Below are 24,421 nucleotides of genomic sequence, written 5' to 3' on the forward strand. Positions count from 1 at the left end.
CATGACGGACACCCAGCGTGCCACGGCCCGATCCCGAGCCCGGGCAGGCGGGGCGGCGGCGGCCGTGGCCGGCGCGCTTCTGCTGAGCGGGTGCGGTGGGACGGGTGGGTCTGGTGGGGCCGCTGGGGCCAGCGGCCACCACCGGGCAGCGGCGTCGGCCCCCACCGCGGCCCCGACCACAGCCCCGACCGCAGCCACGACGGCTCAGGCGGGCGGCTGCACGACGGCTGCGCCCGCGTCCGGCGCCGGCCCGGCCGTCACCCCGGTCGACCTGAACGCCTGGCAGCTGATCCTCCCCGTCGCGAAGCCCGGCGATCCGAAGGCGGCCGAGCAACTGACCCCAGCCCGGCCCACCGACCCCTACCTCACCCAGGGCCCCGGCGGCAGCCTCACCTTCTGGGCCCCCGCCGGTGGTGCCACCACCGCGCACTCGCTGCACTCCCGCACCGAGCTGGCCGCGCTCGGGACGTTCACCCCCGGCACCGCCTGCCACCACCTGACCGAGAGCCTGGCCGTCGGCCAACTGCCGGAGGTGTCACACGAGATCACCATCGGACAGATCCACGGCACGGACGCCGACGAGGCCGCGCCCTTCGTCATGCTGGCCGTCCAGGGCGACAGTGTCGGGGTGACGCTGGAGACGGTGCCCAAGAGCGAGGGATCGGTCGGGCCCGCGCCGGCCGGCGAGAAGATCCTGAAGTACCACCTGCTCAGCGGGGTCCGGCTGGGGACGCCGTTCGGCTACACCATGACCGACAACGGCAACGGCACCCTCACCTTCACCGGCGACTGCGCCGGCACCCCCGGCTGCCAGGCCGGCTCCCCGGTCACCGTTCCGGTGCCGCCGGCCTGGAGCGGGCACCTGGTGCGCTTCATGGCCGGCGACTACGAGCAGGACGACGCCGCCACCTCGCACACGGGGGGCGGGCGGCTCACGGTGTTCGGGGTCGGCGTGAGCTGACCAGCTGCGGGGTGGTCAGTACTTCGGGCCGATGTGCTGGTCGAGCAGGGCGACGGAGGCGCGGCGGGCGATGGAGATGTTGACGGCGCCGTTGGGTCGGCGGGCGGCCTTCCACTGGACGCCGACGGCGTCGAGGGTGTCGGTGAAGATGCGCAGGATGTCGTGGAGGTGTTGGTGAAGAAGTACCGGGGGTACTCGTACCTCTTGCTGCCCCGGGTGGTCCAGTTGACGATCCGGCAACCGTCGGAGTGGATCAGGCCACGCAGCAGCTGGAAGGGATGGGCGTCCACGATCTCTTGCTGCCACGGCACGAGCACGATGGGGCGCTCGTGCTTCTTGCCGGGGCCGTGCTGGGGGAAGAGGCACGGCCAGTGCTTGCTGGTGCTCACTACCGATGTGCAACCGGGGGCCGGGACGCGCAGCACGCCATAGGCTGCCCGATGCGACCGGGCACTCGGCGGTCATCCGGGCGCTCGGGGCGGTGCCGTTGAGAGTCCACTGCCGGAGGGAGTGGCGCGAGATGCCGGTGGCTCGGCTGACCTCACTGAGGGTCAGGCCTGAGCGGTGCAGCGCGATGGCGCGTGAGCGAGTGGCCTGGTCGTACATACGACCGAGGATCGACGGCATTATGCCGATTGGCACCAAAAAGCCGAGAAAGATCACCCGGATGCACGAAGATCGGCGACTGTTCGAATATCCTGATAACCTTCGAATCAAAGGAAAAGTGCCCCGGGTGGGATTCGAACCCACGCTGTCGGTGGTTTGAGCACCGTGCCTCTCCCGCTGGGCTACCGGGGCGCCCGTTGAATCGAAGGTTCCCCTCGACCCTGCGAATCTCAAACATACAGGGTCTAGGTACCCTCGTGCATGCACCCCCCGCCGGAACGAGGAGTCCCGTGAGCACCGCCGACGAGCAGCCCCAGGCGCTTGAGACCGACTCGCCCCAGATCACCCGAATTGTCATCGCCGAGGACGAGGCGCTCATCCGTCTCGACCTGAAGGAGATGCTCGAGGAGGAGGGCTACACCGTGGTCGGGGAGGCCGGGGACGGGGCGACGGCGCTCAGGTTGGCCGAGGAGTTGCGGCCCGACCTGGTCATCCTGGACGTCAAGATGCCGATCCTCGACGGGCTGTCCGCCGCCGAGCAGATCCATGAGGCGCAGATCGCGCCGGTGCTGATGCTGACCGCGTTCTCGCAGCGGGAGTTGGTGGACCGGGCGCGGGATGCGGGGGCGATGGCGTACATCGTCAAGCCGTTCTCCAAGAGCGACCTGGTGCCGGCGATCGAGATGGCGGTCTCGCGGTACACCGAGATGCGCACGCTCGAGCAGGAGATCGCCGACCTCACCCAGCGGCTGGAGACGCGCAAGCTGGTGGACCGGGCGAAGAGCGTGCTGCAGACGAAGTTCGGGTTGAACGAGCCGGCGGCCTTCCGCTGGATCCAGAAGACCTCGATGGACCGCCGGATGACCATGGCCGCCGTGGCGGAGGCCGTGATCGAGGAGGGTGCGGCGCAGGACAAGAAGAGCGCCGACTCCGCCGGGGAGCAGAGCGGGAAGTAGCGCGGTAGGCAGGACGGAAGCAGGTCCGCCCCGAGGGCCGGTCACGCTCGCGTGGCCGGCCCTCGGCGTGTACGGGCTCAGTCCTTGGCTCAGTCCTCGCCGAGGTAGGACTTGCGCACCGACTCGTCGCGCAGCAGTTCCGCGCCCGTCCCGGTGAGGACGATCCGCCCGGTCTGCATCACGTAGCCGTGGTCGGAGAGGGAGAGGGCGGCCTGGGCGTTCTGCTCGACGAGCAGGATGGTGGTGCCGGCGGCCTTCAGCTCGACGATGGTCGCCATGATCTTCTGCATCATGATCGGCGAGAGGCCCATGGACGGCTCGTCCAGCATCAGCAGCTTGGGCCGGGACATCAGGGCCCGGCCCATCGCCAGCATTTGCTGCTCGCCGCCGGAGAGGGTGCCGGCGGCCTGCTTGCGGCGTTCGCCGAGGATCGGGAAGAGCGTGTAGGCGCGCTCGACGTCCTGGGTGATGCCGGCCTGGTCCTTGCGCAGGAAGGCGCCGAGGAGCAGGTTCTCCTCGATGGTCATCCGGGGGAAGATGTGCCGGCCTTCGGGGGAGTGGGCCAGGCCCAGGGCGACGATGCGGTGGGCGGGGACGGTCGCGAGGTCCTGGCCGTCGAAGGTGATGCTGCCGGCGGTGGGGCGCAGCAGGCCGGAGAGGGTGCGCAGGGTGGTGGTCTTGCCGGCGCCGTTGGTGCCGATCAGGGTGGTGACCTCGCCGGCGGCGACGGTGAAGCTGATGCCCTTGACGGCCTCGATCTTGCCGTAGGCGACCCGGAGGTCCTGGACGTCCAGGAGGGCGTTGCTCATGCGGGGTTCTCCGTGGTGTCGTCGGGAGCGGCATCGGCGGCGGCGTCGGTAGCGGCATCGACGGCTTCAGCAGCTCCGGCAGCTTCGGTGACCAGCGGTTCGCCCAGGTATGCCGTGATCACCCGCTCGTCGTTCTGGACGAGTTCGCGGTCGCCCTCGACGATCTTCTCGCCCTGGACCAGCACCGCGGTCCGGTCGCACAGGTTGAAGATGAAGCGCATGTCGTGCTCGATGACCAGGATCGCCACGCCCCGGTCGCGGATCGCGAAGACGAGTTCCTCGGCGGCGCGGGTCTCCTGGGGGTTCATGCCGGCGGTGGGTTCGTCGAGCAGCAGCAGGCCGGGTTCGCTGGCCAGGGCGCGGGCGATCTCCAGTTTGCGCTGCTCGCCGTAGGGGAGGTTGCGGGCCAGGTGGTCGGCCTTGTCGGCGAGGCCGGTGAATTCGAGCAGGGCCATCGCCTTCTCGCGGCTGTCGGCTTCGGCGCGCCGGTAGCCGGGGCCGCGCAGCAGTGCGGAGACGAGGCCCTCCTTGGTGCGGCTGTGCCGGCCGACGAGGACGTTCTCCAGCACGGTCATGTTGGCGAAGAGCCGGATGTTCTGGAAGGTGCGGGCGATGCCGGCCTGGGTGACCAGGTGGGGCTTGGGCGGCAGCACCTTGTCGCGGTAGCTGACGGTGCCCTCGGTGGGCACGTAGAGGCCGGTGAGGCAGTTGAAGAAGGTGGTCTTGCCGGCACCGTTGGGGCCGATCAGACCGATGATCTCGCCTTCGCCGACGGTGAGGTCGACGTTGTTGACGGCGGTCAGGCCGCCGAAGCGCATGGTGACGCCGCGCGCGTCCAGCAGGGTGGTCGCGGTGGTGGTGCTCATCGGTCACGCCCCTGCCGTGTCGAGGTTCAGCTTGCCGGTGCCAGGACCGCCGCTCTGGGCGGGCAGGTCCGGGGTTGCCGCATCGTCCTGGTGGAACTCGCGCTGGCGGCGCCGGTTGGCGATGATGCCCTCCGGGCGGAAGCGCATCAGCAGGATCAACGCGACGCCGAAGGCGAGCAGTTGGTAGTTCTGCAGGAAGGAGAGCTTCTCCGGGATGAGGTAGAGCAGCGAGGCGCCGAGCAGTGGTCCGCTGACGGTTCCCATGCCGCCGAGGACCACCGCGGCCAGCAGGAAGGCGGAGTTGGGCGGGGTGGAGCCGGCGAAGACGTACGGGTCGGGGACCACGCTGTAGGTGACGTGCGCGCTGACGGTGCCGGCCAGGCCCGCGAGGGAGGCGCCGAGGGCGAAGGCGGTGAGCTTGGTGCGGAAGCCGTTGATGCCCATCGCCTCGGCGGCGGTCTCGTCCTCGCGGATGGCGATCCAGGCGCGTCCGATGCGGGAGTTGCCGGCCCGGCTGAAGACGGCGATGACGATCAGGGTGACGATCAGCATCAGGAAGAAGTAGTTGGCGAACCGGCCGATGGTGATGGAGCCGAGCTGGTGGGGGGTGCCGAGGTCGAGGCCGAAGAGGCTGATGTCGGGGATGGCGGGGATGCCGTTGGGGCCGTTGGTGATCTTCGGGCCGGAGGTGCCGTCGAGGTTCTGCACGGTGATGTGGAAGATCTCACCGAAGCCGATGGTGACGATGGCCAGGTAGTCGCCGCGCAGGCGCAGGGTGGGGGCGCCGATCAGTACGCCGAACACCAGGGAGACCGCGGCGCCGATCAGGGCGGCGGCCCAGAAGGGGACTTCGGCGTGCTGGAAGGGCGAGTAGGGCGAGCCGGAGACGAGGGCGGCGGTGTAGGCGCCGACGCCGAGGAAGGCGACGTAGCCGAGGTCGAGCAGGCCGGTGAGGCCGACGACGATGTTGAGGCCGAGTGCGACGGTGGCGAAGATCAGGATGTTGACGCCGACGTTGGCGTCGTGGTCGTTGTTCTGGGTCAGCGGGAAGAGTGCGGCGGCCACGAAGCCGGCGGCCAGGGCGAAGGGGCGCTGGCGCTGGAGCAGGGTGGCCAGGTGTTCGAGGAGTCCGCCCTTGAGGTAGGCGGCGGCGCTGAGGGCGACGGCGATCAGGAAGCCCTCGAAGAGTTCGCCGTAGGCGGTGTCGATGCCGTAGGTGAAGACGGCCAGGCCCAGGGCGGCGAGCAGGGTGACCTGGAGGCGTTCGATCCAGGCGGGTGCGGGTGCGGGTGCGGGTGCGGGTGCGGGTGCGGCGGCGCGCGCCGTGGTGCGCTGCTCGTCGGGCAGCGCGAGTGCGCCGTAGAGGGCGGGCAGGACGGCGATGCCGGCGATCCAGCCGCCGGTGGTCAGGTTGGCCAGGCCGCCGAGTTCGGCGGCGATCGCGATCAGGGTGAACCAGGTGGTGGCGAGGGTGGCCAGGGCGAGCAGGCGCAGCGGCGCGGTGTGGCCGTGCGGGGCCAGGGCGCGCAGCACCGGCACGCCGTGGGCGCCGAGCAGTTGGAGGAGCAGCAGGGCGGCGGTGGCGATGGTGAGCCACTGCAGGCCGCCGGGGTAGCCGGTGACGGTGAGGTCGCCGGGGAAGCGGGCGGTCCAGGTCCAGGAGAGGAACGCGGAGGCGATGGCGAGGACGCCGCCGGCGGCGATCAGGGCGCGGGCCACGGGGGCGGGGACGGTGCCCTGGAGCCGGGCGAGTGCGGCGGTGGCGGTGCGGCGCAGGGCGGCCGTGGTGGGGCTGGTGGTCATCTCTGCTTCTCCTTCGGCCTCAGGCCCGGTCCGCGACGCGTTCGCCGAGCAGTCCCTGTGGTCGTAGCAGCAGGACCAGGATGAGCAGCACGAAGGCCCAGACGGAGGCCCAGCTGCCGCCGCCCAGTTGCTGCATGCCGGGGATGTCGGAGACGTAGGCGGTGGCGAGGGCTTCGGCCAGGCCCAGGACCAGGCCGCCGAGCATGGCGCCGTAGATGTTGCCGATGCCGCCGAGGACGGCGGCGGTGAAGGCCTTGAGTCCGGCTTCGAAGCCCATGCTGTAGTCGACTTCGCCGTAGCGCAGGCCGTAGCAGACGGCGGCGACGGCGGCGAACAGGGCGCCGATGGCGAAGGCGGCGGCGATGATCTTGTTGGTGTCGATGCCCATCAGCTGGGCGGTGTCCGGGTCCTGGGCGGTGGCCTGCATGGCGCGTCCGGTGCGGGAGCGCTGGACGAACAGTGCCAGGACGATCATGCAGACCGGGGCGGCGAGGACGGTGAACAGGTCGCCGGCCTGGATCCGGATGCTGCCCAGGTGCCAGGGTCCGGCGGCCAGTTGGGGGAAGGTGCGGGGGCTGGTGGCCTTGGGGTAGAGGTTGTGCACGGCCTGCTGCAGGGCGAGCGAGAGGCCGATCGCGGCGATCAGCGGGGCCAGCCGTGGGGCGTTGCGCAGCGGCCGGTAGGCGAACCGCTCGGCGCCCAGCGCGATCAGGACGGAGGTCAGTGCGCCGCCGATGAGCATCAGTGGCAGGGCGAGCCAGAGGCTGGTGCCGTGCGGCAGGACCAGCCAGACGGTGAGCGCGCCGAAGCCGCCGGTCATGAAGATCTCGCCGTGGGCGAAGTTGATGAGCTGCACGATGCCGTAGACCATCGTGTATCCGATGGCGATGAGCCCGTAAGTGGAGCCTAGGAACAGGCCGTTGGCGAGTTGTTGCGGCAGGGTGTGCACCGCAGCCTCCAGGTCGCTGTGCTGACGTCGCGTGGGTGCGCGCGGGCCGCGGGGGTCTGCGGCGCCCGCACGGGATGGGGGTCCCCGGGCCGGGGCCGGGGCGGGTGGAGCGGGGCCGCGCGCCTTCGGGCGGCGGCCCCGTGACGGTGGTGCGGGGCTCGATCAGCCGTTGTAGGTACCGGTCTTGACCGAGACCCACTTGCCGCCGGTGACCTGGTAGACCGTCAGCTGCTTGTTGGTGGTGTCGCCGTACTGGTCGAAGGAGACGTGGCCGGCGATGCCGTTGAAGTCGATCTTCTGTACGGCGTCGACGACCTTGCTGCGGGTGTCCGAGGAGATCTTGTTCCCGCCTGCGGCCAGCACGGTGCCCACCGACTTGATGATCGCGGTGGCCGCGTCGTACGAGTAGCCGCCGTAGGAGCCGTAGTCGCCGGGGTAGTTGGCGGACTTGTACTTGGCGATGAAGTCCTTGGCGGTGTCCAGGGTGTCGACCGGGACGCCGACGGCGGTGGCGTAGTCGCCCTCGGCGGCCTGGCCGGCGGTGGAGATGTAGGTGGTGGAGTACATGCCGTCGCCGCCCATCAGCGGGATGGCGGCGCCGGCCGCCTTGAGCTGCTTGGTGAGCAGCGAGGACTCGTCGTACTGGCCGCCGTAGTAGAGCAGGTCGGCACCGGAGGACTTGATCTTGGTGACCAGGGTGGAGAAGTCCTTGTCGCCGGTGTTGACGTGGTCGGTGCCGACGATCGAGCCGCCGTCCTTCTGGAAGGAGTCCTTGAAGATGCTGGCCAGGCCCGCGCCGTAGGTCTGCTTGTCGTCGACGACGAAGGCCTTCTTCTTGCCGATGCCGCTCGCGTACTGGGCGGCGAAGGCGCCCTGCAGGGCGTCGGTGGTGGCGGTGCGGAAGTAGGTCTTGTACGGGCGCACCTTCTGGCCGCTGGCCCAGTTGGGGCCCTGGGTGAGCTGCGGGTTGGTGTTGGAGGGCGAGATCTCGACCAGGTTGGCGGTCGAGAAGACCTGCTGCATCGACTGCGCCACGCCGGAGTTGAGCGGTCCTACGACGCCGAGCACGCTGTTGTCGGCGACCAGTGCGGTGGCGTTCTGCTGGCCGGTGGCGGGCTGCGCCTGGTCGTCCAGCGCCTTGACGGCGAAGGTGACGCCGGGCACCAGGTGGTTGGCGTTGGCGTCGTCCACGGCGATCTTCACGCCGTACTCGATGCCGAGGCCGGTCGAGGAGTTCTCGCCGGACAGCGGGGCGTCGACGCCGATGGTGACGGTCACGCCGCCGGCGGAGTTGGTGCTCCCGCTGCTGCCGCCGCGGGAGCCGCAGGCGGTGACGGTGAGGGCTCCGGTGAGGGCGATGCTCAGCACGAGCAGTGAACGATGACGCACGAGGGTCCCCTTCTGGTCTGAAAGGCAGTGGCCGGGGGCGGCCGACGGCCGGTTCGCGCACTGGGGCAGCCCGAACTGGTGGCCCGATCCGGTGGCGCGGTGACTGGCGGTGACTCTAGAGCGAGGGGCGCGATGGTGGCAGGGGTGTGCGCCTGCTGTGATTCTCTTGTTATCAGTGAGGCATGCGGGTCGTCTCGCATCATGGGCCCGGGAGGCATCGGCGGGGCCGGCCGGAGGGCGGGCGATTGTTGCGTCGCGTGCCAAGTGCCGTGGAATCCCGTGGTGGTTGGCCGTCCGTTCGCTGACCGAACGTCAGTGTTCAGACGGGTTGATCCGGGCGCGCATGTCCGAAATACGGACTTGACGAAGCGTTGGGACAGGCCTCGTGCGGTGCTCGGATCATGAAGGCGAGGGGTGGAGCGGATGACCTGCTTGTTACGCAGCGTTACAAACGGGGGTGGCCGTCGCCCGGCGCGGTCGGCCGGTGACATGGCTGCGCCCCCTCGTAGGCCAGGGACCTGCCCAGGGCGGGCGGCGGCCAAACGAGGGGGCGCGTCAGGGTCTTGTGGGTGGTGCGGCTGCTACAGGTCGCGCAGCGCGCAGGTCAGGCGGCAGCTGGTGAGGCGGCGGCCGGTGTCGTCGGTGACCGCGATCTCGTAGGTGGCGGCGGTGCGGCCCTTGAAGACGGCGGTGGCCACACCGGTGACCAGTCCGGAGGTGGCCGAGCGGTGGTGGGTGACGTTGAGATCCACGCCCACCGCGTAGCGGCCGGGGCCGGCGTGCAGCATCGCGCCTATCGAACCGAGCGTCTCGGCCAGCGCGGCCGAGGCGCCGCCGTGCAGCAGCCCGTACGGCTGCTGGTTGCCCTCCACCGGCATCGTCCCCACCACCCGGTCGCCGGAGGCCTCCACCACCCGGATCCCCATCTTGTCGCCGAGGGTGCCGCCGGAGAAGGTGCCGGGCTCCACGCCGAGCTTGGCGAAGTGGTCCAGCACGTCCTGCGGCACGTCCAGCACCAGCGGCGCCTGGTGGGCGGGCGCCTGGGCGGGGCTGTCGGTCGGGGCTTGCTCGGTCATCGGTCTCTCTCCTGGTCGACGGTGGTGATCGCCTCTCGTGATCGCCTTTCGTGATCGTACGGCCGAGGCGGCTCCGGGCGCCGGTGAGCCCGGCCGTGGCTGGTCGGTGTTGTCGGCGGGGCGCCCTAGGATCGGGGGCGGCAGTGAAACCGGCAAGGAACGGACGTTGACGTGGCTACGCGGAGTGCGGTGCAGAACGCGGGCGGTACTGGCGCGGCGGCCGGGGCCCGGCCCCGGCTGATGCTGCTCGACGGCCATTCGCTGGCCTACCGGGCGTTCTACGCGCTGCCGGTGGAGAACTTCAACACCTCCACCGGGCAGCCCACCAATGCCGTGTACGGCTTCGCCTCGATGGTCGCCAACACCGTGCGCGACGAGGCCCCCACCCACCTCGCGGTCGCCTTCGACGTCTCCCGCAAGACCTTCCGGTCCGAGGAGTTCCCCGACTACAAGGCCAACCGCGCCAAGACGCCGGACGAGTTCCGCAGCCAGATCGGCCTGATCGGCGAGCTGCTGGACGCGATGAAGGTGACCCGGCTCTCGCTGGAGGGCTTCGAGGCCGACGACATCATCGCGACCCTGGCCACCGCCGCCGAGGCGGACGGCTTCGACGTCCTGATCGTCACCGGCGACCGGGACTCCCTCCAGCTGGTCACCGAGCACGTCACCGTGCTCTACCCCACCAAGGGCGTCTCCGAACTGACCCGCTACACCCCCGAGAAGGTCGCCGAGAAGTACGGCGTGACCCCGAGCCAGTACCCGGACCTGGCCGCCCTGCGCGGCGACCCGTCGGACAACCTGCCCGGCATCCCCGGCGTCGGCGAGAAGACCGCCGCCAAGTGGGTCAACCAGTTCGGCTCGTTCGACGAACTGGTCTCCCGGGCCGACGAGGTCAAGGGCAAGATCGGCGAGAAGCTGCGCGAGCACCTCGACTCGGTCAAGCGCAACCGGGTCCTCACCGAGCTGGTCCGCGACGTCGAACTGCCGGTGGGCGTGGCCGAGCTGGGCCGCGAGCCGTTCGACCGCGAGGCGGTCGGGCAGCTGATGGAGTCGCTGGAGTTCCGCAACGCCAACTTCCGCGACCGCGTCTTCGCGCTGGACGTGGGCGCCGCCGAGGCGGCCGAGGAGGCGGTGGCCGCCCCCGGCATCGAGGTGGCGGGCGAACTGCTCACCGAGCCCGGTGCGTTGGCCGGCTGGCTGGCCGAGCATGCGGCCGGCCCCGGGCAGGTCGCGCTGGCGGCCGTCTACCAGTGGGCGCTGGGCAGCGGCGAGGTGCAGGAGGTGGCGCTGGCCACCGCCGAGTCCGCCGCCTGGTTCGACCCGAGCCAGCTCGCCGAGGAGGACGAACGCGCCTTCGCCGGCTGGCTCGCCGACCCCGAGCGCCCCAAGGCGCTGCACATCGCCAAGCACGTGCTGCGGGCCTTCGCCGAGCGGGGCTGGGCGATCGAGGGCATCGCCGCCGACACCGCGCTCGCCGCCTACCTGGAGAAGCCCGGTCGGCGCACCTTCACCCTGGAGGTGCTCGCCGAGGAGTACCTGGGCCGTTCGCTGGCCCCGGTGGAGGCGGCCGAGAGCGGCCAACTCGCCTTCGACGCCCCGGAGGAGGACACCACCGCCGGGGCCCGCGCGCTGATGGTCCAGGCCCGCACGGTGCTCGACCTGGCCGCCCTCTTCGAGGCCCGGCTGGCCGAGGCCGGCGCGGTGGAGCTGGTGCGCGACATGGAGCTGCCGATCGCAGCCCTGCTGGCCCGGATGGAGCGCACCGGCATCGCCGCCGACCGCGCCTGGCTCCAGTCGCTGGAGCAGCAGTTCGCCGCCGAGATCCAGCGCGTGGTGGAGGAGGCGCACCGCGCGGCCGGGCGCGAGTTCAACCTCGGCTCGCCCAAGCAGCTCCAGGAGATCCTCTTCGGCGAGCTGGCGCTGCCCAAGACCAAGAAGATCAAGACCGGGTACACCACCGACGCCGACGCGCTGACCTGGCTGGCCGGGCAGACCGAGAACGAGCTGCCGGTCATCCTGCTGCGCCACCGCGACCAGGCCAAGCTGCGCACCACGGTCGAGGGCCTGCTCAAGACGGTCTCGCCGCAGGGCCGGATCCACACCACCTTCAACCAGATGGTCGCCGCCACCGGCCGCCTCTCCTCGCAGGACCCGAACCTGCAGAACATCCCCGTGCGCACCGAGGAGGGCCGCCTGATCCGGCGGGCCTTCGTGGTCGGCGAGGGGTACGAGTCGCTGCTGACGGCCGACTACTCGCAGATCGAACTGCGCATCATGGCCCACCTGTCCGAGGACGCGGCGCTCATCGAGGCCTTCGCCAGCGGCGAGGACCTGCACACCACGGTCGCCTCCTCGGTCTTCAGCGTGGCCCCCGAGGCCGTCGACGCCGAGATGCGCCGCAAGATCAAGGCGATGTCCTACGGCCTGGCCTACGGCCTGTCCGCCTTCGGGCTCTCCCAGCAGCTGGGCATCAAGCCGGCCGAGGCCCAGGGCCTGATGGACACCTACTTCGAGCGCTTCGGCGGCATCCGCACCTACCTGCACCGGGTGGTCGAGGAGGCCCGCGCCACCGGCTACACCGAGACCCTGCTCGGCCGTCGCCGCTACCTGCCCGACCTCACCAGCGACAACCGCCAGCGCCGCGAGATGGCCGAGCGGATGGCGCTCAACGCCCCCGTGCAGGGCTCGGCCGCCGACATCGTCAAGATCGCGATGCTCCGAGTCGACGCCGAGCTGACGAAGGCGCGGCTGCGCTCGCGGATGCTGCTCCAGGTGCACGACGAAATCGTGCTCGAACTGGCCCCCGGCGAGCGCGAGCCGGTCGAGGCCATCGTCCGCGAGCAGATGGCCGGCGCCTACGACCTGCGCGCCCCGCTGGACGTCTCGGTCGGCGTCGGCCCCGACTGGGAGGCGGCGGCGCACTGAGGCCAAGGGCCGCCGGGTTCCGTGCGGAGCCCGGCGGCCCGGCCCGCCGGTCGGTACGGCAGGAGACCGGTGGTGTCGAGAACGAACCCGAACGGCGCGGGGATGTGGACCGATTCCCCGAAGACGGCGTCCTCCCGGAGCCGGTAGCGGTCGTTCCCGGGCTCGCTGAGCAGCGTCACGGTCTGCTGCCCGGGGTCGACGATCAGGTAGGCGGGGATCCCCGTCCGGGGGTAGTCCCGGACCTTCCCTCCCAGTCTCCCTCGATCAGGTCGAGACGGTGCGCGTACATCCGTCCTCCAGGTCCGACTCGCCCCGGCCCAGGGCTTCTGGACGGCCGGTTCGTGGCACGGATCACTTCCTCGGGTTGGTCCGCCTGGTCGGCTCCGCGGTGGTGGGGTCCTCGGGCCAGGGGTGGCGGGGGTAGCGGCCGCGCAGGTCGGCGCGGACGGCGCGGTAGCCCTCGCGCCAGAAGGAGGCGAGGTCGCCGGTGACCGCGGCCGGGCGGCCGGCCGGGGAGAGCAGGTGGATGGTCAGCGGCACGCGGCCGCCGGCCAGCGCCGGGGCCGCGGACCAGCCGAAGAGCTCCTGGAGCTTGACCGCCAGCACCGGGCGCTCGCTCGAATAGTCCACCCGGATCCGCGAGCCGCTGGGCACGGTGATCCGCTCGGGGGCCAGCTCGTCCAGTCGGCCCGCCTCCCCGGTGGCCCAGGGCAGCAGGCGCTGTAGCGCCGAGGTGACGTCCAGGCGCTCCAGGTCGGCCCGGCGCCTGGCGCGGGAGAGCTCGGGCTCCAGCCACTGCTCGGCGGCGGCCAGCAGCGCCTGGTCGCCGACGTCGGGCCAGGGTGCGCCGAGCGCGTGGTGCAGGAAGGCGAGCCGGGCGCGCAGCGAGAGCGCGCCCTCCGGCCAGCGCAGCAGCTCGCTCACGCCCTCGCGGGCCAGGCCCTCGAGCAGCGCGGCCCGCAGCAGCGCCGGGTCGGGGGAGCGCAGCGCGGCCTCGTCGAGTTCGAGCGCCCCCAGGGCGGTGAGCCGGCGCGCGGTCAGGTCGCCGCGCCGGCTGCCGGGCGGGGTCGCCCAGTGCACCTCGTCCCGCTCGGTGAGCAGGTGGGCGGCGGCGGTGCGCGCGGTGCTCTCGTCGATCGGCACGGCCCGCTGGACGCGCGCCGAGGGCGCCCCCGCGGGCCGGTCGGCGACCGCGATGGCCAGCCACGGCGCGCCGCCGAGCGCCGAGCCCGGCGCGGTCCGGGCGGCCGTGCCGGAGGCCATCAGGAAGGCGTCGCCCCGGGCCCGCGCCACCCGCTCCGGGTGGGCGAGCGCGACCACCAGCCCGGCGGCGCCCGCATCCGTCAGCGCGCCGTCGGGCGCCTTCGCCTGGGCACCCGGCAGTTGGGCGCGCAGCCGGCGCACCTCCTGCCGCCAGCGGCCCGCGTAGGGGTCGCCGGCCTCCCGCACCGCGCGCCACACCGCCACCAGGTCGTCGCCCAGTGCGCGCGGCGGCTCCTCGGAGAGCAGCGCGACGAGCTCCGCCGCCCGCCGCGCCCCGACCAGCGGCGCGCCGTCGAGCAGTGCGCGGGCCAGCCGCGGGTGCAGCCCGGTGCGCGCGAAGCGGCGCCCGCGCTCGGTGGCGCGCCCGTCCGCCGTCACCGCGCCCAGCGCGAGCAGCGTCTGCCGGGCCGCCGCCAGCGCGCCCGCCGGCGGCTGGTCGGGCAGTGCGAGCCCCTGCGCGTCGGGGTCGCCCCAGCAGGCGGCCTGCAGCGCGAACCCGGTCAGATCGGCCAGCGCGATCTCCGGCGTGGGGAAGCGCGGGGCGCGGGCGTCGGCCACCTCGGCCCAGCACCGGTACACCGTCCCCGGTGCCTCACGCCCGGCCCGCCCCGCGCGCTGGCGCCCGGCGGCGAGCGAGGCCCGCACGGTGACCAGGCTGCCGAGGCCGCGCGCGTGGTCGGTGCGCGGCTCGCGGGCCAGCCCGCTGTCCACCACGATCCGCACGCCGGGGACGGTCAGCGAGGACTCCGCCACCGAGGTGGCCAGGATGACCCGGCGCCGCGCCCCGGCGGTGAGCGCCGCGTCCTGCACGGCGGCCGGCGCCTGCCCGTGCAGCTGGAGGACGTCGACGCCGGTGAGGTCCGCGAGCCGCCCCGCCACCCGGGCGATCTCGCCGACCCCGGGCAGGAAGCAGAGCAGGTCGCCGCCGCGCTCGGTCAGCGCCCGGCGCACCACGGCCGCCACGTGCTCCAGCAGGGCGGGGTCGGTGCGGGTGCCCTGGGGCGGTCGCACGGCGCTCGGCGGCGGCGCCCACACGACCTCGACGGGGTGCGCGCTGCCGTGTGCTTCCACCACCGGGCCGTCGTCCAGCAGGCGGGCCCAGGCCGCGGTGTCCGAGGTCGCGGAGGCGACCACCACGGCCAGTTCGGGCCGCAGCGCGGCGCGTACGTCCAGCAGGAAGGCGAGCGCGGTGTCCGCGTCCAGGTGCCGCTCGTGGCACTCGTCCAGCAGCACCAGGTCCACCCCGGGCAACTCCGGGTCGCGCTGCAGCCGTTGCAGCAGCACGCCGGTGGTGACCACCTCGACCACCGTCGCGGGCCCGACCACCCGCTCGCCGCGGATGGTGTGGCCGACGCGCCCGCCCACCTGTTCGCCCAGCAGGTAGGCCATCCGCCGGGCGGCCGCCCGCACCGCGAGCCGTCGGGGCTCGGCCACCAGCACCGTGCGCCGCGGGCCGGCGGAGTCGAGCAGCCCGGCCAGCGCGAGCGGCACCAGGGTGGTCTTGCCGGTGCCGGGCGGCGCCGCGAGCACGGCCACGCCCCGTTCGTCGAGGGCGGCGGCCAGCGCGGGCAGGGCGCTGCGGACGGGGAGGTCGAAGGTCACGGGTGCCAGTATTCAGCCCCGCCCCTTCGACGAAGCCCGCCCCTTCGACGAAGCTCTCCCCTTCGACGAAGCCCGCCCCTTCGACGAAGCCGTCAGCTCACGAAGCCCGCCGGCTCACGAAGATCGCCGTCCCCGGCAGGTGCTTGCCGCGCAGCGGGCTCCAGCCGCCCCACTCCTGCCGCAGCCCGGCCGGCCACTCCGGCTCCACCAGGTCGAGCAGCGTGAACCCGGCGGCCACCAGCTCGCGCACCCGGTCGCCCAGCGTGCGGTGGTGCTCGACGTAGCTGGCCCGCCCCTGCTCGTCCTGCTCGACGTAGGGCGTGCGGTCGAAGTAGGAGGCGGTTGCGGTCAGCCCCTCCACCCCGGGATCGTCCGGGAAGGCCCAGCGGATCGGGTGGGTGACCGAGAAGACCCAGCGCCCGCCCGGGCGCAGCACCCGGTGCACCTCGCGCATCAGCGCCGCGGTGTCGGCGCTGAACGGCACCGCGCCGTACGCCGAGCAGGCCAGGTCGAAGGAGCCGTCCGCGAACGGCAGCACCGCCGCGTCCGCCTGCACCAGTGCGACGGGCACGTCCCCGCGGGACAGGTCGATCCGCCGCGAGTGCTGCAGCTGCCGGTGCGAGATGTCGAGCGCCACCGGCCTGGCGCCGCGCGCCCGCAGCCAGCGCGAGCACTGCGCGGCACCCGCGCCGATCTCCAGCACCTCGCGGCCGGCGAGCTCGGCGGTGGGGCCGAGCAGGTGCGCCTCGGCCTCGTCCAGGCCCTCGGGGCACCAGGTGAAGCGGTCGTCGCCGAGGAAGGCGCCGTGCTCGTCCTGGTACTCGTCGGCGTTGCGGTCCCACCAGTGGCGGCTGGCCCGGCTGCTCTCCGCGGCCGGGGCCGGGCGGCGCAGCGCGAAGTCCTCGTCGTCGGAGTCCTCGAAGGCCGCGTCGGCCGGGTTGCCAGGGGCGGTGTCGGGGATCATGATGCGCCTCGCGTAGGGTGGGGGATGCGGAAAGCGCCGCTGCGTGCGACCGTCCCTTTCGGGGGTCGGGAGCAGGCGGTGGCATCCGGGGAGCGGGCCCTGTCGACTGCCACTCCCCACGCGGCCCGGGTGGCTCGCGTGAGGTGCGCAGTTGGAGGATATGGCCTGATCCATACCAGACTGCCGGTCTCGTCTTCTTCGGCGTTGACCATGGCTGACTGTCCCCGTATGCTACAAGTTGCGCTGCGGGCCTGCGCGCCTCGGACGGAGCAGGTCGCGCTCGCGTCTGTCGAAGACCCCACGGTCGCAAGACGGACCCCTCCTGAATTTCCAGGACGGTGGGCCGTGTTCTGGGCTGTCCGGCTTTCGGTGGGAGCGATACGGGCCCTCCGCGTGGCATTACCTACGACTTCATGTCCGTACCGGAGCCCTTTTCCTAATGACGAGCCCCACCGACACCTCTGTCAGCACCACCCCGCAGGTTGCGGTCAACGACATCGGCGACGCGGAAGCTTTCCTCGCGGCGATCGACGAGACCATCAAGTACTTCAACGATGGCGACATCGTTGAGGGCATCATCGTGAAGGTCGACCGTGACGAGGTGCTCCTCGACATCGGTTACAAGACCGAGGGTGTCATCCCCTCCCGTGAGCTCTCGATCAAGCACGACGTCGACCCGCACGAGGTCGTCAAGGTCGGCGACGAGATCGAGGCCCTGGTTCTCCAGAAGGAGGACAAGGAGGGTCGTCTGATCCTGTCCAAGAAGCGTGCGCAGTACGAGCGCGCCTGGGGCACGATCGAGAAGATCAAGGAAGAGGACGGGATCGTCACCGGTACCGTCATCGAGGTCGTCAAGGGTGGTCTCATCCTCGACATCGGCCTCCGTGGCTTCCTCCCGGCCTCGCTGGTCGAGATGCGCCGCGTCCGCGACCTCCAGCCCTACGTGGGCAAGGAGCTCGAGGCCAAGATCATCGAGCTGGACAAGAACCGCAACAACGTGGTCCTGTCCCGCCGTGCCTGGCTGGAGCAGACCCAGAGCGAGGTCCGCCAGACCTTCCTCACCACCCTGCAGAAGGGCCAGGTGCGCTCCGGCGTCGTCTCCTCGATCGTCAACTTCGGTGCCTTCGTGGACCTGGGCGGCGTCGACGGTCTGGTTCACGTCTCCGAGCTGTCCTGGAAGCACATCGACCACCCGTCCGAGGTTGTCGAGGTCGGCCAGGAGGTCACCGTCGAGGTTCTCGACGTTGACATGGACCGCGAGCGCGTCTCCCTGTCGCTGAAGGCGACCCAGGAGGACCCGTGGCAGCAGTTCGCCCGTACGCACCAGATCGGCCAGGTCGTCCCGGGTAAGGTCACCAAGCTGGTTCCGTTCGGTGCGTTCGTCCGCGTGGACGAGGGCATCGAGGGTCTGGTCCACATCTCCGAGCTGGCCGAGCGCCACGTGGAGATCCCGGAGCAGGTCGTCCAGGTCGGCGACGAGATCTTCGTCAAGGTCATCGACATCGACCTCGAGCGCCGCCGCATCAGCCTCTCGCTGAAGCAGGCCAACGAGTCGCTCGGTGCCGACCCGGCCTCGGTCGAGTTCGACCCGACCCTGTACGGCATGGCTGCCTCGTACGACGACGCCGGCAACTACATCTACCCCGAGGGCTTCGACCCCGAGGCGAATGACTGGCTGCCCGGCTTCGACAAGCAGCGCGAGGAGTGGGAGCGCCAGTACGCCGAGGCGCAGGCCCGCTTCGAGCAGCACCAGGCCCAGGTCATCAAGAGCCGCGAGGCCGACGCCGAGGCCGCTGCCGAGGGTGGCGACGCTGTTGCCGCCGCCGCCGGTGGCAACTACACCTCCTCCAGCGACGAGGGCTCCGGCGCCCTCGCCTCGGACGAGGCGCTGGCCGCCCTGCGCGAGAAGCTGGCCGGCGGCCAGAGCTGATCGCACCAGGGCAGCTCGGCTGAGCTGAACTGAGAGTGGGCCCCCACCCGGGAGACCGGGTGGGGGCCCACTTGCCGTTCACCGGCCTGTTGCCGGTGGTTCCCGCCTGATGGGTGCCACCGGAGTGCGTCGATGTGATAAGGCGCTCATGCCAACTTTATGGGTCTTTTAGGACACAACGCCTAGCGTGGGACGAGTTACCCGCACCGTCAACGGCCGGGTGGCTTCCCCGCTCTCGCACGCTAGGCCACCCGCTTGATGCGCTCCTTCGCCGCACCAACCTCAGCCCCTGCCGCCGCTCCCGGGCGGCTCGCCGTGCTCGGCCGTTTCTGCCACCGCCACCGGCGCTGGGTCCTCGCCTTCTGGGTGGGCGTGCTCGCGCTCGGCGTCCTGATCGGTGGCCGGGTCTTCGAGGGCTCCGTCACCAACACCTCCTCCGACGGCTACGAGTCCACCAAGGGCACCGCCGTGGTGGCCGCCGCCGACCCGTCGGCCGGGACGGTCACCGCGGTCGTCGACGGAGCACCGGTGGACACCCCCGCGGTGCGCGACGCCGTCACCGCCGCCGCCCAGGACCTGGCGAAGCTGCCCGGCGTGCTCTCGGTCTCCGACGCCTACCAGGGCGGCCAGCAGGCGCTGCGTGCGGCCGACGGGTCGGCGAGCGTGCTGGACGTGCGGCTCGCCGCCGACTCCACCGCCAAGCAGCAGCAGGCGGTCGGCCAGCAGCTGGCGAACCTCAAGGTGCCGGGCGCGCACGTGACCGTCGGCGGTGACCTGGTGCTGCAGCACGAGGTCAAGGCGCAGACCCAGTCGGACACGAAGTTCGGCGAGATCGTCACCCTGCCGCTGACCCTGATCGTGATGGTGCTGGTCTTCGGCGGGCTCGCCGCGGCCAGCCTGCCGGTGATCGGTGCCGTCGCCTCGGTGGGCGGCGCGCTGCTGGCGATGTTCGGTTTCAGCCAGATCATGGACATCGACACCACGGTGCTGCCGATCGCCACCGTGCTCGGCCTCGGCCTGTCGATCGACTACGCGCTGCTGATGGTCAACCGGTTCCGCGAGGAGCGCGGGGCCGGCGCCGGGCAGGCCGCCGCCGTGGAGCGGACGGCCGCGACGGCCGGGCGCACGGTGGCCTTCTCCGGGCTGACGGTGGCGGTCGCGCTCAGCGGGCTCTTCGTCTTCACCAGCCCGGTCTTCCGGGCGGTGGCCGCCGCCGGCGTCAGCGTGGTGGTGATCGCGGTGCTCGCCGCGCTCACCCTGGTCCCCGCGCTGCTCGGCTTCGCCGGGCACCGGATCAAGCCGCCCAAGCACTCCGAGCCCGACGAGGGCTTCTTCGCCCGCACCGTGCGCCGGGTCCAGCGCCGGGCGGTGCCGGTCGCGCTGATCTGCGTGGCGCTGCTGACGGCGGCCGGGGCGCCGTTCCTGCACGCCGACATGCGCAGCACCGGCGCCGCCGTGCTGCCGACCAGTTCGGCGGGCCGCCAGGTCAGCGACACCATCGCGCAGCGCTTCCCGCAGCTGGCCCCGGCCCCGGTGACGGTGGTGGTGCAGGGCGACCAGCAGGCCGCCGCGCACTACGCCGACACCGTGGTCGCCAAGCTGCCCGAGGTCGCCGGGGTGCGCGCGGTGCAGCCGGCCGGCCCGGACCTGAGCACCGTCGAGGTGTTGGTGCACGGCGACCCGCAGGGCAGCGCGGCCAAGTCGGTGGTGGACGAGCTGCGCGCCGACCGGGGCGGGCTGACCACCTACGTGACGGGCGACGCGGCGAGCGTGGTCGACTTCCAGCACGAGCTGCTGGCCCGCGGACCGTGGGCGCTGGGGCTGGTGGCGGTCGGCACCCTGGTGCTGCTCTTCCTGATGACCGGGTCGGTGGTGATGCCGGTCAAGGCGCTGCTGATGAACGTGCTCTCGCTGGGCTGTTCGCTGGGCGCGCTGACCATGGTCTTCCAGTTCGGCTGGTTCAGCGGGCTGCTGGGCTTCACCCCGACCGGGGGGCTGGAGACCTTCATCCCGGTGCTGGTCTTCGCCTTCGCCTTCGGGCTGTCGATGGACTACGAGGTCTTCCTGCTGGCCCGGATCAAGGAGCTGCGGGACCAGGGCTACAACTGCAAGGAGGCCGTGCAACTGGGCCTGCAGCGCAGTGGCCGGATCATCACCTCGGCGGCGCTGCTGATGGTGATCGTCTTCGCCGGCTTCGCGGCCGGGCAGATGCTCATGGTCAAGCAGATGGGCATCGCGCTGGCGGTGGCCGTCGCGGTGGACGCGACCCTGGTGCGCTGTCTGCTGGTGCCGGCCGCGATGTCGCTCTTCGGCGAGTTCAACTGGTGGGCGCCGGCGCCGTTGCGCCGGCTGTACAACCGGTTCGGGCTGCGCGAGCACGTGGCGCTGCCGCCGCTCGAGGTGCCCGCCGCGGCGGCGGTGCCGGGCCCGCGCACCCCGCGGGCGGTGGCCGAGGAGCCGGTGCCTACTCCGAGTTGACGCAGGCGTTGCCGAAGCCGGCGTTGCCGAGGCCGCCGAGGTTGGCGGAGTCGCAGGCCGCGGCGCTGCCGGCGCCGGCGAGGATCAGACCGGCCAGGGTGACGGTCAGCAGCGGCAGCGCGCGGCGCTTCGACAGCAGGGAGGTGGCGGGCGCCGGCCGGGCGGGCGGGGCGTCGTCGGTGCGCAGGGAGGTCACGCGAGGGTCCTTAGGGCTGGGCGGGACGGATCTGCCCAGCACAACGACGGCCGGTCGGCAAAGGTGACTGCCGCCGGTCAGCCGATCCGCCGCAGCAGCCCGACCGCCTGGCGCAGCACCTGCCGCTCCGGCTCGGTCAGCTCGCGCTCGATCACCTCGGCCAGCCGCTGCTCGCGGCGGCGGCGCTGCTCGTGCAGCGTCTCGACGCCCGCCTCGGTGGCGCTCAGCACCACCTTGCGCCCGTCACTGGGGTGCGGCTGCTGGCGGATCAGGCCGGCCTGGAGCAGCAGGGTGACGGTGCGGGCCATCGACTGGTGGCGCACCCGCTGGCGGTCGGCCAGTTCGGCGGTGGTGTGCGGGCCCTCGCGGACCAGCCAGCCCAGCGCGCCGACCTGGTTCTGCGGCAGCACCGTGTCGGCCCGCACCAGGCGCACCAGCTCGCCGACGGCGGCGCGCAGGTCGGCGGCGAGCTGGAGCGAGGCGGGGTCGGTGCTCATGGGGTCAACTCTAGCGGCGGCCGGAAATTTATCCAGCAGAACTGCACAGCATTGCTGTACTGTTTTTCCCATGCGACTGACCAAGTTCGGACATGCCTGCGTCCGCATCGAGCAGGACGGCAGCACACTGGTGATCGACCCGGGCGCGTTCACCGAGCCCGAGGCCGTCCAGGGCGCCGACGCGCTGCTGATCACCCACGAGCACTTCGACCACTTCACCGAGGACCAGGTGCGCGCCGCCCTCGCGGCCAACCCCGGCCTGCAGATCTGGACCAACCGCGCGGTCGCCGACCAGCTGGCCGGCCTCGGCGCCGCCGTGCACGCGGTCGGCGCCGGGGATGCGTTCGACGTCGGCGGGATCGACGTCTCGGTGCACGGCGAGTGGCACGCCGTGATCCACCCCGACCTGCCGCGGGTCGGCAACATCGGCTTCCTGCTGGGCGGGCGGGTCTTCCACCCCGGCGACGCGCTGACCGTCCCCGAGCAGCCGGTGCAGACGCTGCTGCTGCCGATGGCCGGGCCGTGGAACAAGATCGGCGAACTGATCGACTACGTCCGCGAGGTGAGGCCGGCCCAGGCGCTGGGCATCCACGACGGGGTGCTCAACGACATCGGGCGCGGGATCGGGGAGCGCATGCTGGGGGAGGGCGGCCCGGGGACGGGGGCGCCCTACCGGTACCTGCCCTCCGGTGCCGGCCTGGAGCTGGACGCTGTGTAGTCTGCCGCCATGCGGAAGATCGGACTGACCGGCGGTATCGGGGCGGGCAAGAGCGCGGTCGCCGGGCTGCTGGTCGCCCACGGCGCGGTGCTGGTCGACTCCGACCGGATCGCCCGTGAGGTGGTCGCCCCGGGCACGCCCGGACTCGCCGCCGTGGTCGCCGAGTTCGGCCCCGGAGTGCTCGGCCCCGACGGTGCGCTCGACCGCCCCGCGCTGGGTGCCGTCGTCTTCGCCGACCCCGAGCGGCTGGCGGCGCTCAACGCGATCGTCCACCCGCTGGTGCGGGCCCGCTCGGCCGAGCTGGAGGCGGCGGCCGACCCGGACGCCGTGGTGGTGCACGACGTGCCGCTGCTCGCGGAGAACGGGCTGCAGACGCTGTTCGACCAGGTGGTCGTGGTGGACGCCGACGAGGAGGTCCGGGTGCGGCGCCTGGTCGAGCTGCGCGGCATGGCCGAGCCGGAGGCCCGGGCGCGGATGGCCGCGCAGGCCACCCGCGAGCAGCGCCTGGCCGTCGCCGACCTGGTGGTGGAGAACAACGGCACCGAGGCCGAACTCGCCGAGCGGGTCACGGCGTTGTGGCAGCGCCTGACGTCGACGGCTGGATGAGGTCCCAGCGGTTGCCGTAGAGGTCGGCGAAGACCGCCACCGTGCCGTAGGGCTCGGTGCGCGGCTCCTCCAGGAAGCGCACCCCGGCCGCGAGCATCCGCCGGTGGTCGCCCGCGAAGTCGGCGGTCTGCAGGAACCAGCCGACCCGCCCGCCGGTCTGGTCGCCGACCCGGGCCAGCTGCTCGGGCTTGCCGGGCCGGGCCAGCAGCAGGCCCGCGCCGCCGTCCCTGGGGCCCACCACCACCCAGCGCCCGCCGTCGGCGCGCGGGCTGTCCTCGCGCAGCTCGAAGCCGAGCGCCCGGACGTAGAAGTCGATGGCCTCGTCGTAGTCGCGGACCAGCAGTGCGGTGTGTGTGATCATCCGGCCACCCTACGGTCTGCCCGCGGGGCCAGGACCTACGGCTTGCGGCCGATCGCGGCCCAGATGCCGACCTGGGCGTCGGTCTGCGCGGGCGGCTGGTCGGGCCGCCACTGGGCGACGGTGACCAGGCCCGGGTCCACCAGTTCGAGGCCGTCGAAGAACCGGGCCACCTGGTCCTTGCCGCGCAGGGTCAGCTGGGCGGAGGCGTTGCGGTACACCGCCGGGCCCAGGCCGCGCTCCTCCGGCGGCAGGAAGTCGGCGGTGCCGTGCGAGAGCGCCAGGTAGCTGCCCGGCGGCAGTGCCCGGACCAGCTCGCGCACGATCGCGTGCGGGTCGTCCGCCTCGTCGACGAAGTGCAGGATCGCGAAGAGCAGCAGCGCCACCGGCTCGCCCGGCGCCAGCAGCCGCTGCACGGCCGGGTCCTGGAGGATCACCGCCGGTTCGCGCAGGTCGGCCTGGACGACCGTGGTGCACCCCGCCGTGCTGCCGGAGAGCAGTGCGCGGCTGTGCACCAGCACGATCGGATCGTTGTCCAGGTACACCACCTGGGACTCCGGGTGCACCTGCTGCGCCGTCTCGTGGGTGTTGCCAGCGGTGGGGATCCCGGTGCCGACGTCGATGAACCGTCGCACCCCGAGCCCGGCCAGCTCCCGCACCGCCCGCTGCAGGAAGTCCCGGTTGGCCCGGGCGGCGACCCGCACCATCGGGCTGGACGACAGCAACTGCTCGGCGGCGGCCCGGTCGGCGGGGAAGTTGTCCTTGCCGCCGAGGTAGTAGTCGTACATCCGCGCGGGGTGCGGGATCTCCGGGTGCAGCTCGGCGGGCGGCGGTGCGTCGTCCGACCAGGACATCCAACTCCGATCGACACGTAACTGATGGTCGGTCATCGCTGTTCTCCCGGCTCAAGGTTGCCGCCCCGTGGCGGCGTCCCGGCAGAGCCTAAGGCCTGCGGGGGGCCTGCGACACGGACTTGTCGCGACTGAACGAGGATTGAAGCCGGCGGGCTCCGGGGCCCTGGGCGCCCTGGATGTCGTGCGGGTTGTACAGGGCGCACTTGCCCAGCGAGAGGCAGCCGCACCCGATGCAGCCGGTGAGGTGGTCGCGCAGGCGCTGCAGGTCGGCCATCTGGCGGTCGATCCGCTCCTGCCAGGCGGTGGCGACCGGGGCCCACTCGGCGGCGCTGGGGGAGCGGTCGACCGGCAGGCCCGCCATCGCCTCGCGGGCCTCGTCCAGCGAGAGGCCGACGGCCTGGGCGGCCCGGACGAAGGCCACCCGGCGCAGCATCTGGCGGGCGAAGAGCCGGCGCCCGCCGGCCGTGCGCTCGGCGTGGATCAGGCCCAGCTCCTCGTAGTAGCGCAGCGCGCTGGGCGCGAGGCCGCTGCGGGCGGACAGTTCGCCGATGGTCATCCGGGGCTGCTGGGCGGTCATGACCGCGATTCTAGGGCTTGACCTCAAGTCGACTTGAG

The 24,421-nt window shown here is 72.2% G+C and carries 21 protein-coding genes, 1 tRNA gene and 1 pseudogene; 7 read left to right on the forward strand and 16 right to left on the reverse strand.

All coding sequences use genetic code 11. The features are described 5' to 3' along the window. The first annotated feature begins 1 nt into the window (after position 1). Positions 2-961 (forward strand): polysaccharide lyase family 7 protein, encoded by a 960-nt coding sequence (locus OG294_RS29980; protein WP_327069672.1) that lies wholly within the window; start codon positions 2-4, stop codon positions 959-961. 15 nt (positions 962-976) lie between these two features. On the opposite strand, the pseudogene OG294_RS41210 reads toward OG294_RS29980, so the two are convergent. Both OG294_RS41210 and OG294_RS29990 read right to left on the reverse strand, forming a co-directional pair. Then, positions 977-1,567: pseudogene (locus OG294_RS41210) on the reverse strand (transcriptional regulator). A 119-nt stretch (positions 1,568-1,686) separates the two neighbouring features. Next, positions 1,687-1,759 (reverse strand) — tRNA-Leu (locus OG294_RS29990). Between the two features lie 98 nt (positions 1,760-1,857). Between OG294_RS29990 and OG294_RS29995 the strand changes: the two genes are divergently transcribed. After that, positions 1,858-2,523 carry an ANTAR domain-containing response regulator gene (locus tag OG294_RS29995; RefSeq protein WP_327069674.1) on the forward strand — a complete coding sequence of 222 codons (666 nt, stop codon included), beginning with the start codon at positions 1,858-1,860 and terminating at the stop codon, positions 2,521-2,523. 89 nt (positions 2,524-2,612) lie between these two features. Here OG294_RS29995 and OG294_RS30000 read toward each other — a convergent pair whose 3' ends face one another. The 6 genes from OG294_RS30000 to OG294_RS30025 form a co-directional block, all read right to left on the reverse strand. Continuing rightward, a complete protein-coding gene (locus tag OG294_RS30000) occupies positions 2,613-3,332 on the reverse strand; it encodes an ABC transporter ATP-binding protein (RefSeq protein ID WP_327069675.1) in 720 nt (239 codons plus the stop codon). Next, complete coding sequence (locus OG294_RS30005) at positions 3,329-4,198, reverse strand: ABC transporter ATP-binding protein (RefSeq protein WP_327069676.1); 870 nt, start codon at positions 4,196-4,198, stop codon at positions 3,329-3,331. The genes OG294_RS30000 and OG294_RS30005 overlap by 4 nt, the downstream gene beginning before the upstream one ends. A 3-nt stretch (positions 4,199-4,201) precedes the next feature. Further along, positions 4,202-6,001: a branched-chain amino acid ABC transporter permease gene (locus OG294_RS30010; RefSeq protein ID WP_327069677.1), complete on the reverse strand. Its 1,800-nt coding sequence runs from the start codon at positions 5,999-6,001 to the stop codon at positions 4,202-4,204. A 19-nt stretch (positions 6,002-6,020) separates the two neighbouring features. Then, the gene (locus OG294_RS30015; protein ID WP_327069678.1) at positions 6,021-6,950 is read right to left on the reverse strand and encodes a branched-chain amino acid ABC transporter permease; all 930 of its coding nucleotides are present in this window, start codon (positions 6,948-6,950) and stop codon (positions 6,021-6,023) included. Between the two features lie 162 nt (positions 6,951-7,112). Beyond that, positions 7,113-8,339, reverse strand: coding sequence for a branched-chain amino acid ABC transporter substrate-binding protein (locus OG294_RS30020; RefSeq protein WP_327069679.1), 1,227 nt, complete (start codon positions 8,337-8,339; stop codon positions 7,113-7,115). A gap of 581 nt (positions 8,340-8,920) precedes the next feature. Continuing rightward, the gene (locus OG294_RS30025) at positions 8,921-9,415 is read right to left on the reverse strand and encodes a PaaI family thioesterase (protein WP_327069680.1); all 495 of its coding nucleotides are present in this window, start codon (positions 9,413-9,415) and stop codon (positions 8,921-8,923) included. Between the two features lie 240 nt (positions 9,416-9,655). Between OG294_RS30025 and polA the strand changes: the two genes are divergently transcribed. Further along, on the forward strand, positions 9,656-12,340 hold the full coding sequence (polA, locus tag OG294_RS30030) for a DNA polymerase I (RefSeq protein WP_327071719.1): 2,685 nt from the start codon (positions 9,656-9,658) through the stop codon (positions 12,338-12,340). Here the strand turns inward: polA and OG294_RS30035 are convergent. From OG294_RS30035 to OG294_RS30045, 3 genes are all read right to left on the reverse strand, one after another. Beyond that, on the reverse strand, positions 12,271-12,594 hold the full coding sequence (locus OG294_RS30035; RefSeq protein WP_327071720.1) for a Uma2 family endonuclease: 324 nt from the start codon (positions 12,592-12,594) through the stop codon (positions 12,271-12,273). The two genes, polA and OG294_RS30035, sit on opposite strands and share 70 nt — an antisense overlap. 97 nt (positions 12,595-12,691) lie before the next feature. Beyond that, on the reverse strand, positions 12,692-15,205 hold the full coding sequence (gene hrpB / locus OG294_RS30040; protein WP_327069681.1) for an ATP-dependent helicase HrpB: 2,514 nt from the start codon (positions 15,203-15,205) through the stop codon (positions 12,692-12,694). A gap of 97 nt (positions 15,206-15,302) precedes the next feature. Then, positions 15,303-16,169: a class I SAM-dependent methyltransferase gene (locus OG294_RS30045; RefSeq protein ID WP_327069682.1), complete on the reverse strand. Its 867-nt coding sequence runs from the start codon at positions 16,167-16,169 to the stop codon at positions 15,303-15,305. A gap of 439 nt (positions 16,170-16,608) precedes the next feature. Here OG294_RS30045 and rpsA point away from each other — a divergent pair, with 439 nt between their 5' ends. After that, the gene (gene rpsA / locus OG294_RS30050) at positions 16,609-18,099 is read left to right on the forward strand and encodes a 30S ribosomal protein S1 (protein WP_184934878.1); all 1,491 of its coding nucleotides are present in this window, start codon (positions 16,609-16,611) and stop codon (positions 18,097-18,099) included. Between the two features lie 258 nt (positions 18,100-18,357). Then, on the forward strand, positions 18,358-20,577 hold the full coding sequence (locus OG294_RS30055) for an MMPL family transporter (protein WP_327071721.1): 2,220 nt from the start codon (positions 18,358-18,360) through the stop codon (positions 20,575-20,577). Here OG294_RS30055 and OG294_RS30060 read toward each other — a convergent pair. Together OG294_RS30060 and OG294_RS30065 are read right to left on the reverse strand one after the other, a co-directional pair. Further along, positions 20,564-20,773, reverse strand: a complete 210-nt coding sequence (locus tag OG294_RS30060) for a hypothetical protein (protein WP_327069683.1) — start codon at positions 20,771-20,773, stop codon at positions 20,564-20,566. The genes OG294_RS30055 and OG294_RS30060 overlap by 14 nt on opposite strands. Before the next feature lie 77 nt (positions 20,774-20,850). Further along, positions 20,851-21,270: a MarR family winged helix-turn-helix transcriptional regulator gene (locus OG294_RS30065; protein ID WP_327069684.1), complete on the reverse strand. Its 420-nt coding sequence runs from the start codon at positions 21,268-21,270 to the stop codon at positions 20,851-20,853. 70 nt (positions 21,271-21,340) lie between these two features. Between OG294_RS30065 and OG294_RS30070 the strand changes: the two genes are divergently transcribed. Then, positions 21,341-21,988, forward strand: coding sequence for an MBL fold metallo-hydrolase (locus OG294_RS30070; protein ID WP_327069685.1), 648 nt, complete (start codon positions 21,341-21,343; stop codon positions 21,986-21,988). A 9-nt stretch (positions 21,989-21,997) separates the two neighbouring features. After that, entirely contained in the window at positions 21,998-22,594 is a 597-nt protein-coding gene (gene coaE / locus OG294_RS30075) for a dephospho-CoA kinase (protein ID WP_327069686.1), read from the forward strand. Here coaE and OG294_RS30080 read toward each other — a convergent pair. Genes OG294_RS30080 through soxR form a run of 3 tightly spaced genes read right to left on the reverse strand, consistent with a single transcriptional unit; the run spans position 22,554 to position 24,383 of the window. Then, on the reverse strand, positions 22,554-22,955 hold the full coding sequence (locus OG294_RS30080; protein WP_327069687.1) for a VOC family protein: 402 nt from the start codon (positions 22,953-22,955) through the stop codon (positions 22,554-22,556). The two genes, coaE and OG294_RS30080, sit on opposite strands and share 41 nt — an antisense overlap. Before the next feature lie 35 nt (positions 22,956-22,990). Beyond that, positions 22,991-23,842 (reverse strand): SAM-dependent methyltransferase, encoded by an 852-nt coding sequence (locus OG294_RS30085; RefSeq protein WP_327069688.1) that lies wholly within the window; start codon positions 23,840-23,842, stop codon positions 22,991-22,993. Positions 23,843-23,894: 52 nt separating this feature from the next. Then, on the reverse strand, positions 23,895-24,383 hold the full coding sequence (gene soxR, locus OG294_RS30090; RefSeq protein ID WP_327069689.1) for a redox-sensitive transcriptional activator SoxR: 489 nt from the start codon (positions 24,381-24,383) through the stop codon (positions 23,895-23,897). Positions 24,384-24,421 lie beyond the last annotated feature (38 nt).

Origin of the sequence: Kitasatospora sp. NBC_01302 (assembly GCF_035976515.1) — a bacterium.
Taxonomy (GTDB): domain Bacteria; phylum Actinomycetota; class Actinomycetes; order Streptomycetales; family Streptomycetaceae; genus Kitasatospora.

Bases quoted from the DNA above. Each gene is read 5' to 3' on its own strand.
- OG294_RS29980 (WP_327069672.1), top strand. From the start codon at position 2: ATGACGGACACCCAGCGTGCCACGGCCCGATCCCGAGCCCGGGCAGGC.
- OG294_RS30000 (WP_327069675.1), bottom strand. From the start codon at position 3,332: ATGAGCAACGCCCTCCTGGACGTCCAGGACCTCCGGGTCGCCTACGGC.
- OG294_RS30005 (WP_327069676.1), bottom strand. From the start codon at position 4,198: ATGAGCACCACCACCGCGACCACCCTGCTGGACGCGCGCGGCGTCACC.
- OG294_RS30010 (WP_327069677.1), bottom strand. From the start codon at position 6,001: ATGACCACCAGCCCCACCACGGCCGCCCTGCGCCGCACCGCCACCGCC.
- OG294_RS30025 (WP_327069680.1), bottom strand. From the start codon at position 9,415: ATGACCGAGCAAGCCCCGACCGACAGCCCCGCCCAGGCGCCCGCCCAC.
- polA (WP_327071719.1), top strand. From the start codon at position 9,656: ATGCTGCTCGACGGCCATTCGCTGGCCTACCGGGCGTTCTACGCGCTG.
- OG294_RS30045 (WP_327069682.1), bottom strand. From the start codon at position 16,169: ATGATCCCCGACACCGCCCCTGGCAACCCGGCCGACGCGGCCTTCGAG.
- rpsA (WP_184934878.1), top strand. From the start codon at position 16,609: ATGACGAGCCCCACCGACACCTCTGTCAGCACCACCCCGCAGGTTGCG.
- OG294_RS30055 (WP_327071721.1), top strand. From the start codon at position 18,358: ATGCGCTCCTTCGCCGCACCAACCTCAGCCCCTGCCGCCGCTCCCGGG.
- OG294_RS30065 (WP_327069684.1), bottom strand. From the start codon at position 21,270: ATGAGCACCGACCCCGCCTCGCTCCAGCTCGCCGCCGACCTGCGCGCC.
- OG294_RS30070 (WP_327069685.1), top strand. From the start codon at position 21,341: ATGCGACTGACCAAGTTCGGACATGCCTGCGTCCGCATCGAGCAGGAC.
- coaE (WP_327069686.1), top strand. From the start codon at position 21,998: ATGCGGAAGATCGGACTGACCGGCGGTATCGGGGCGGGCAAGAGCGCG.
- OG294_RS30080 (WP_327069687.1), bottom strand. From the start codon at position 22,955: ATGATCACACACACCGCACTGCTGGTCCGCGACTACGACGAGGCCATC.
- OG294_RS30085 (WP_327069688.1), bottom strand. From the start codon at position 23,842: ATGACCGACCATCAGTTACGTGTCGATCGGAGTTGGATGTCCTGGTCG.
- soxR (WP_327069689.1), bottom strand. From the start codon at position 24,383: ATGACCGCCCAGCAGCCCCGGATGACCATCGGCGAACTGTCCGCCCGC.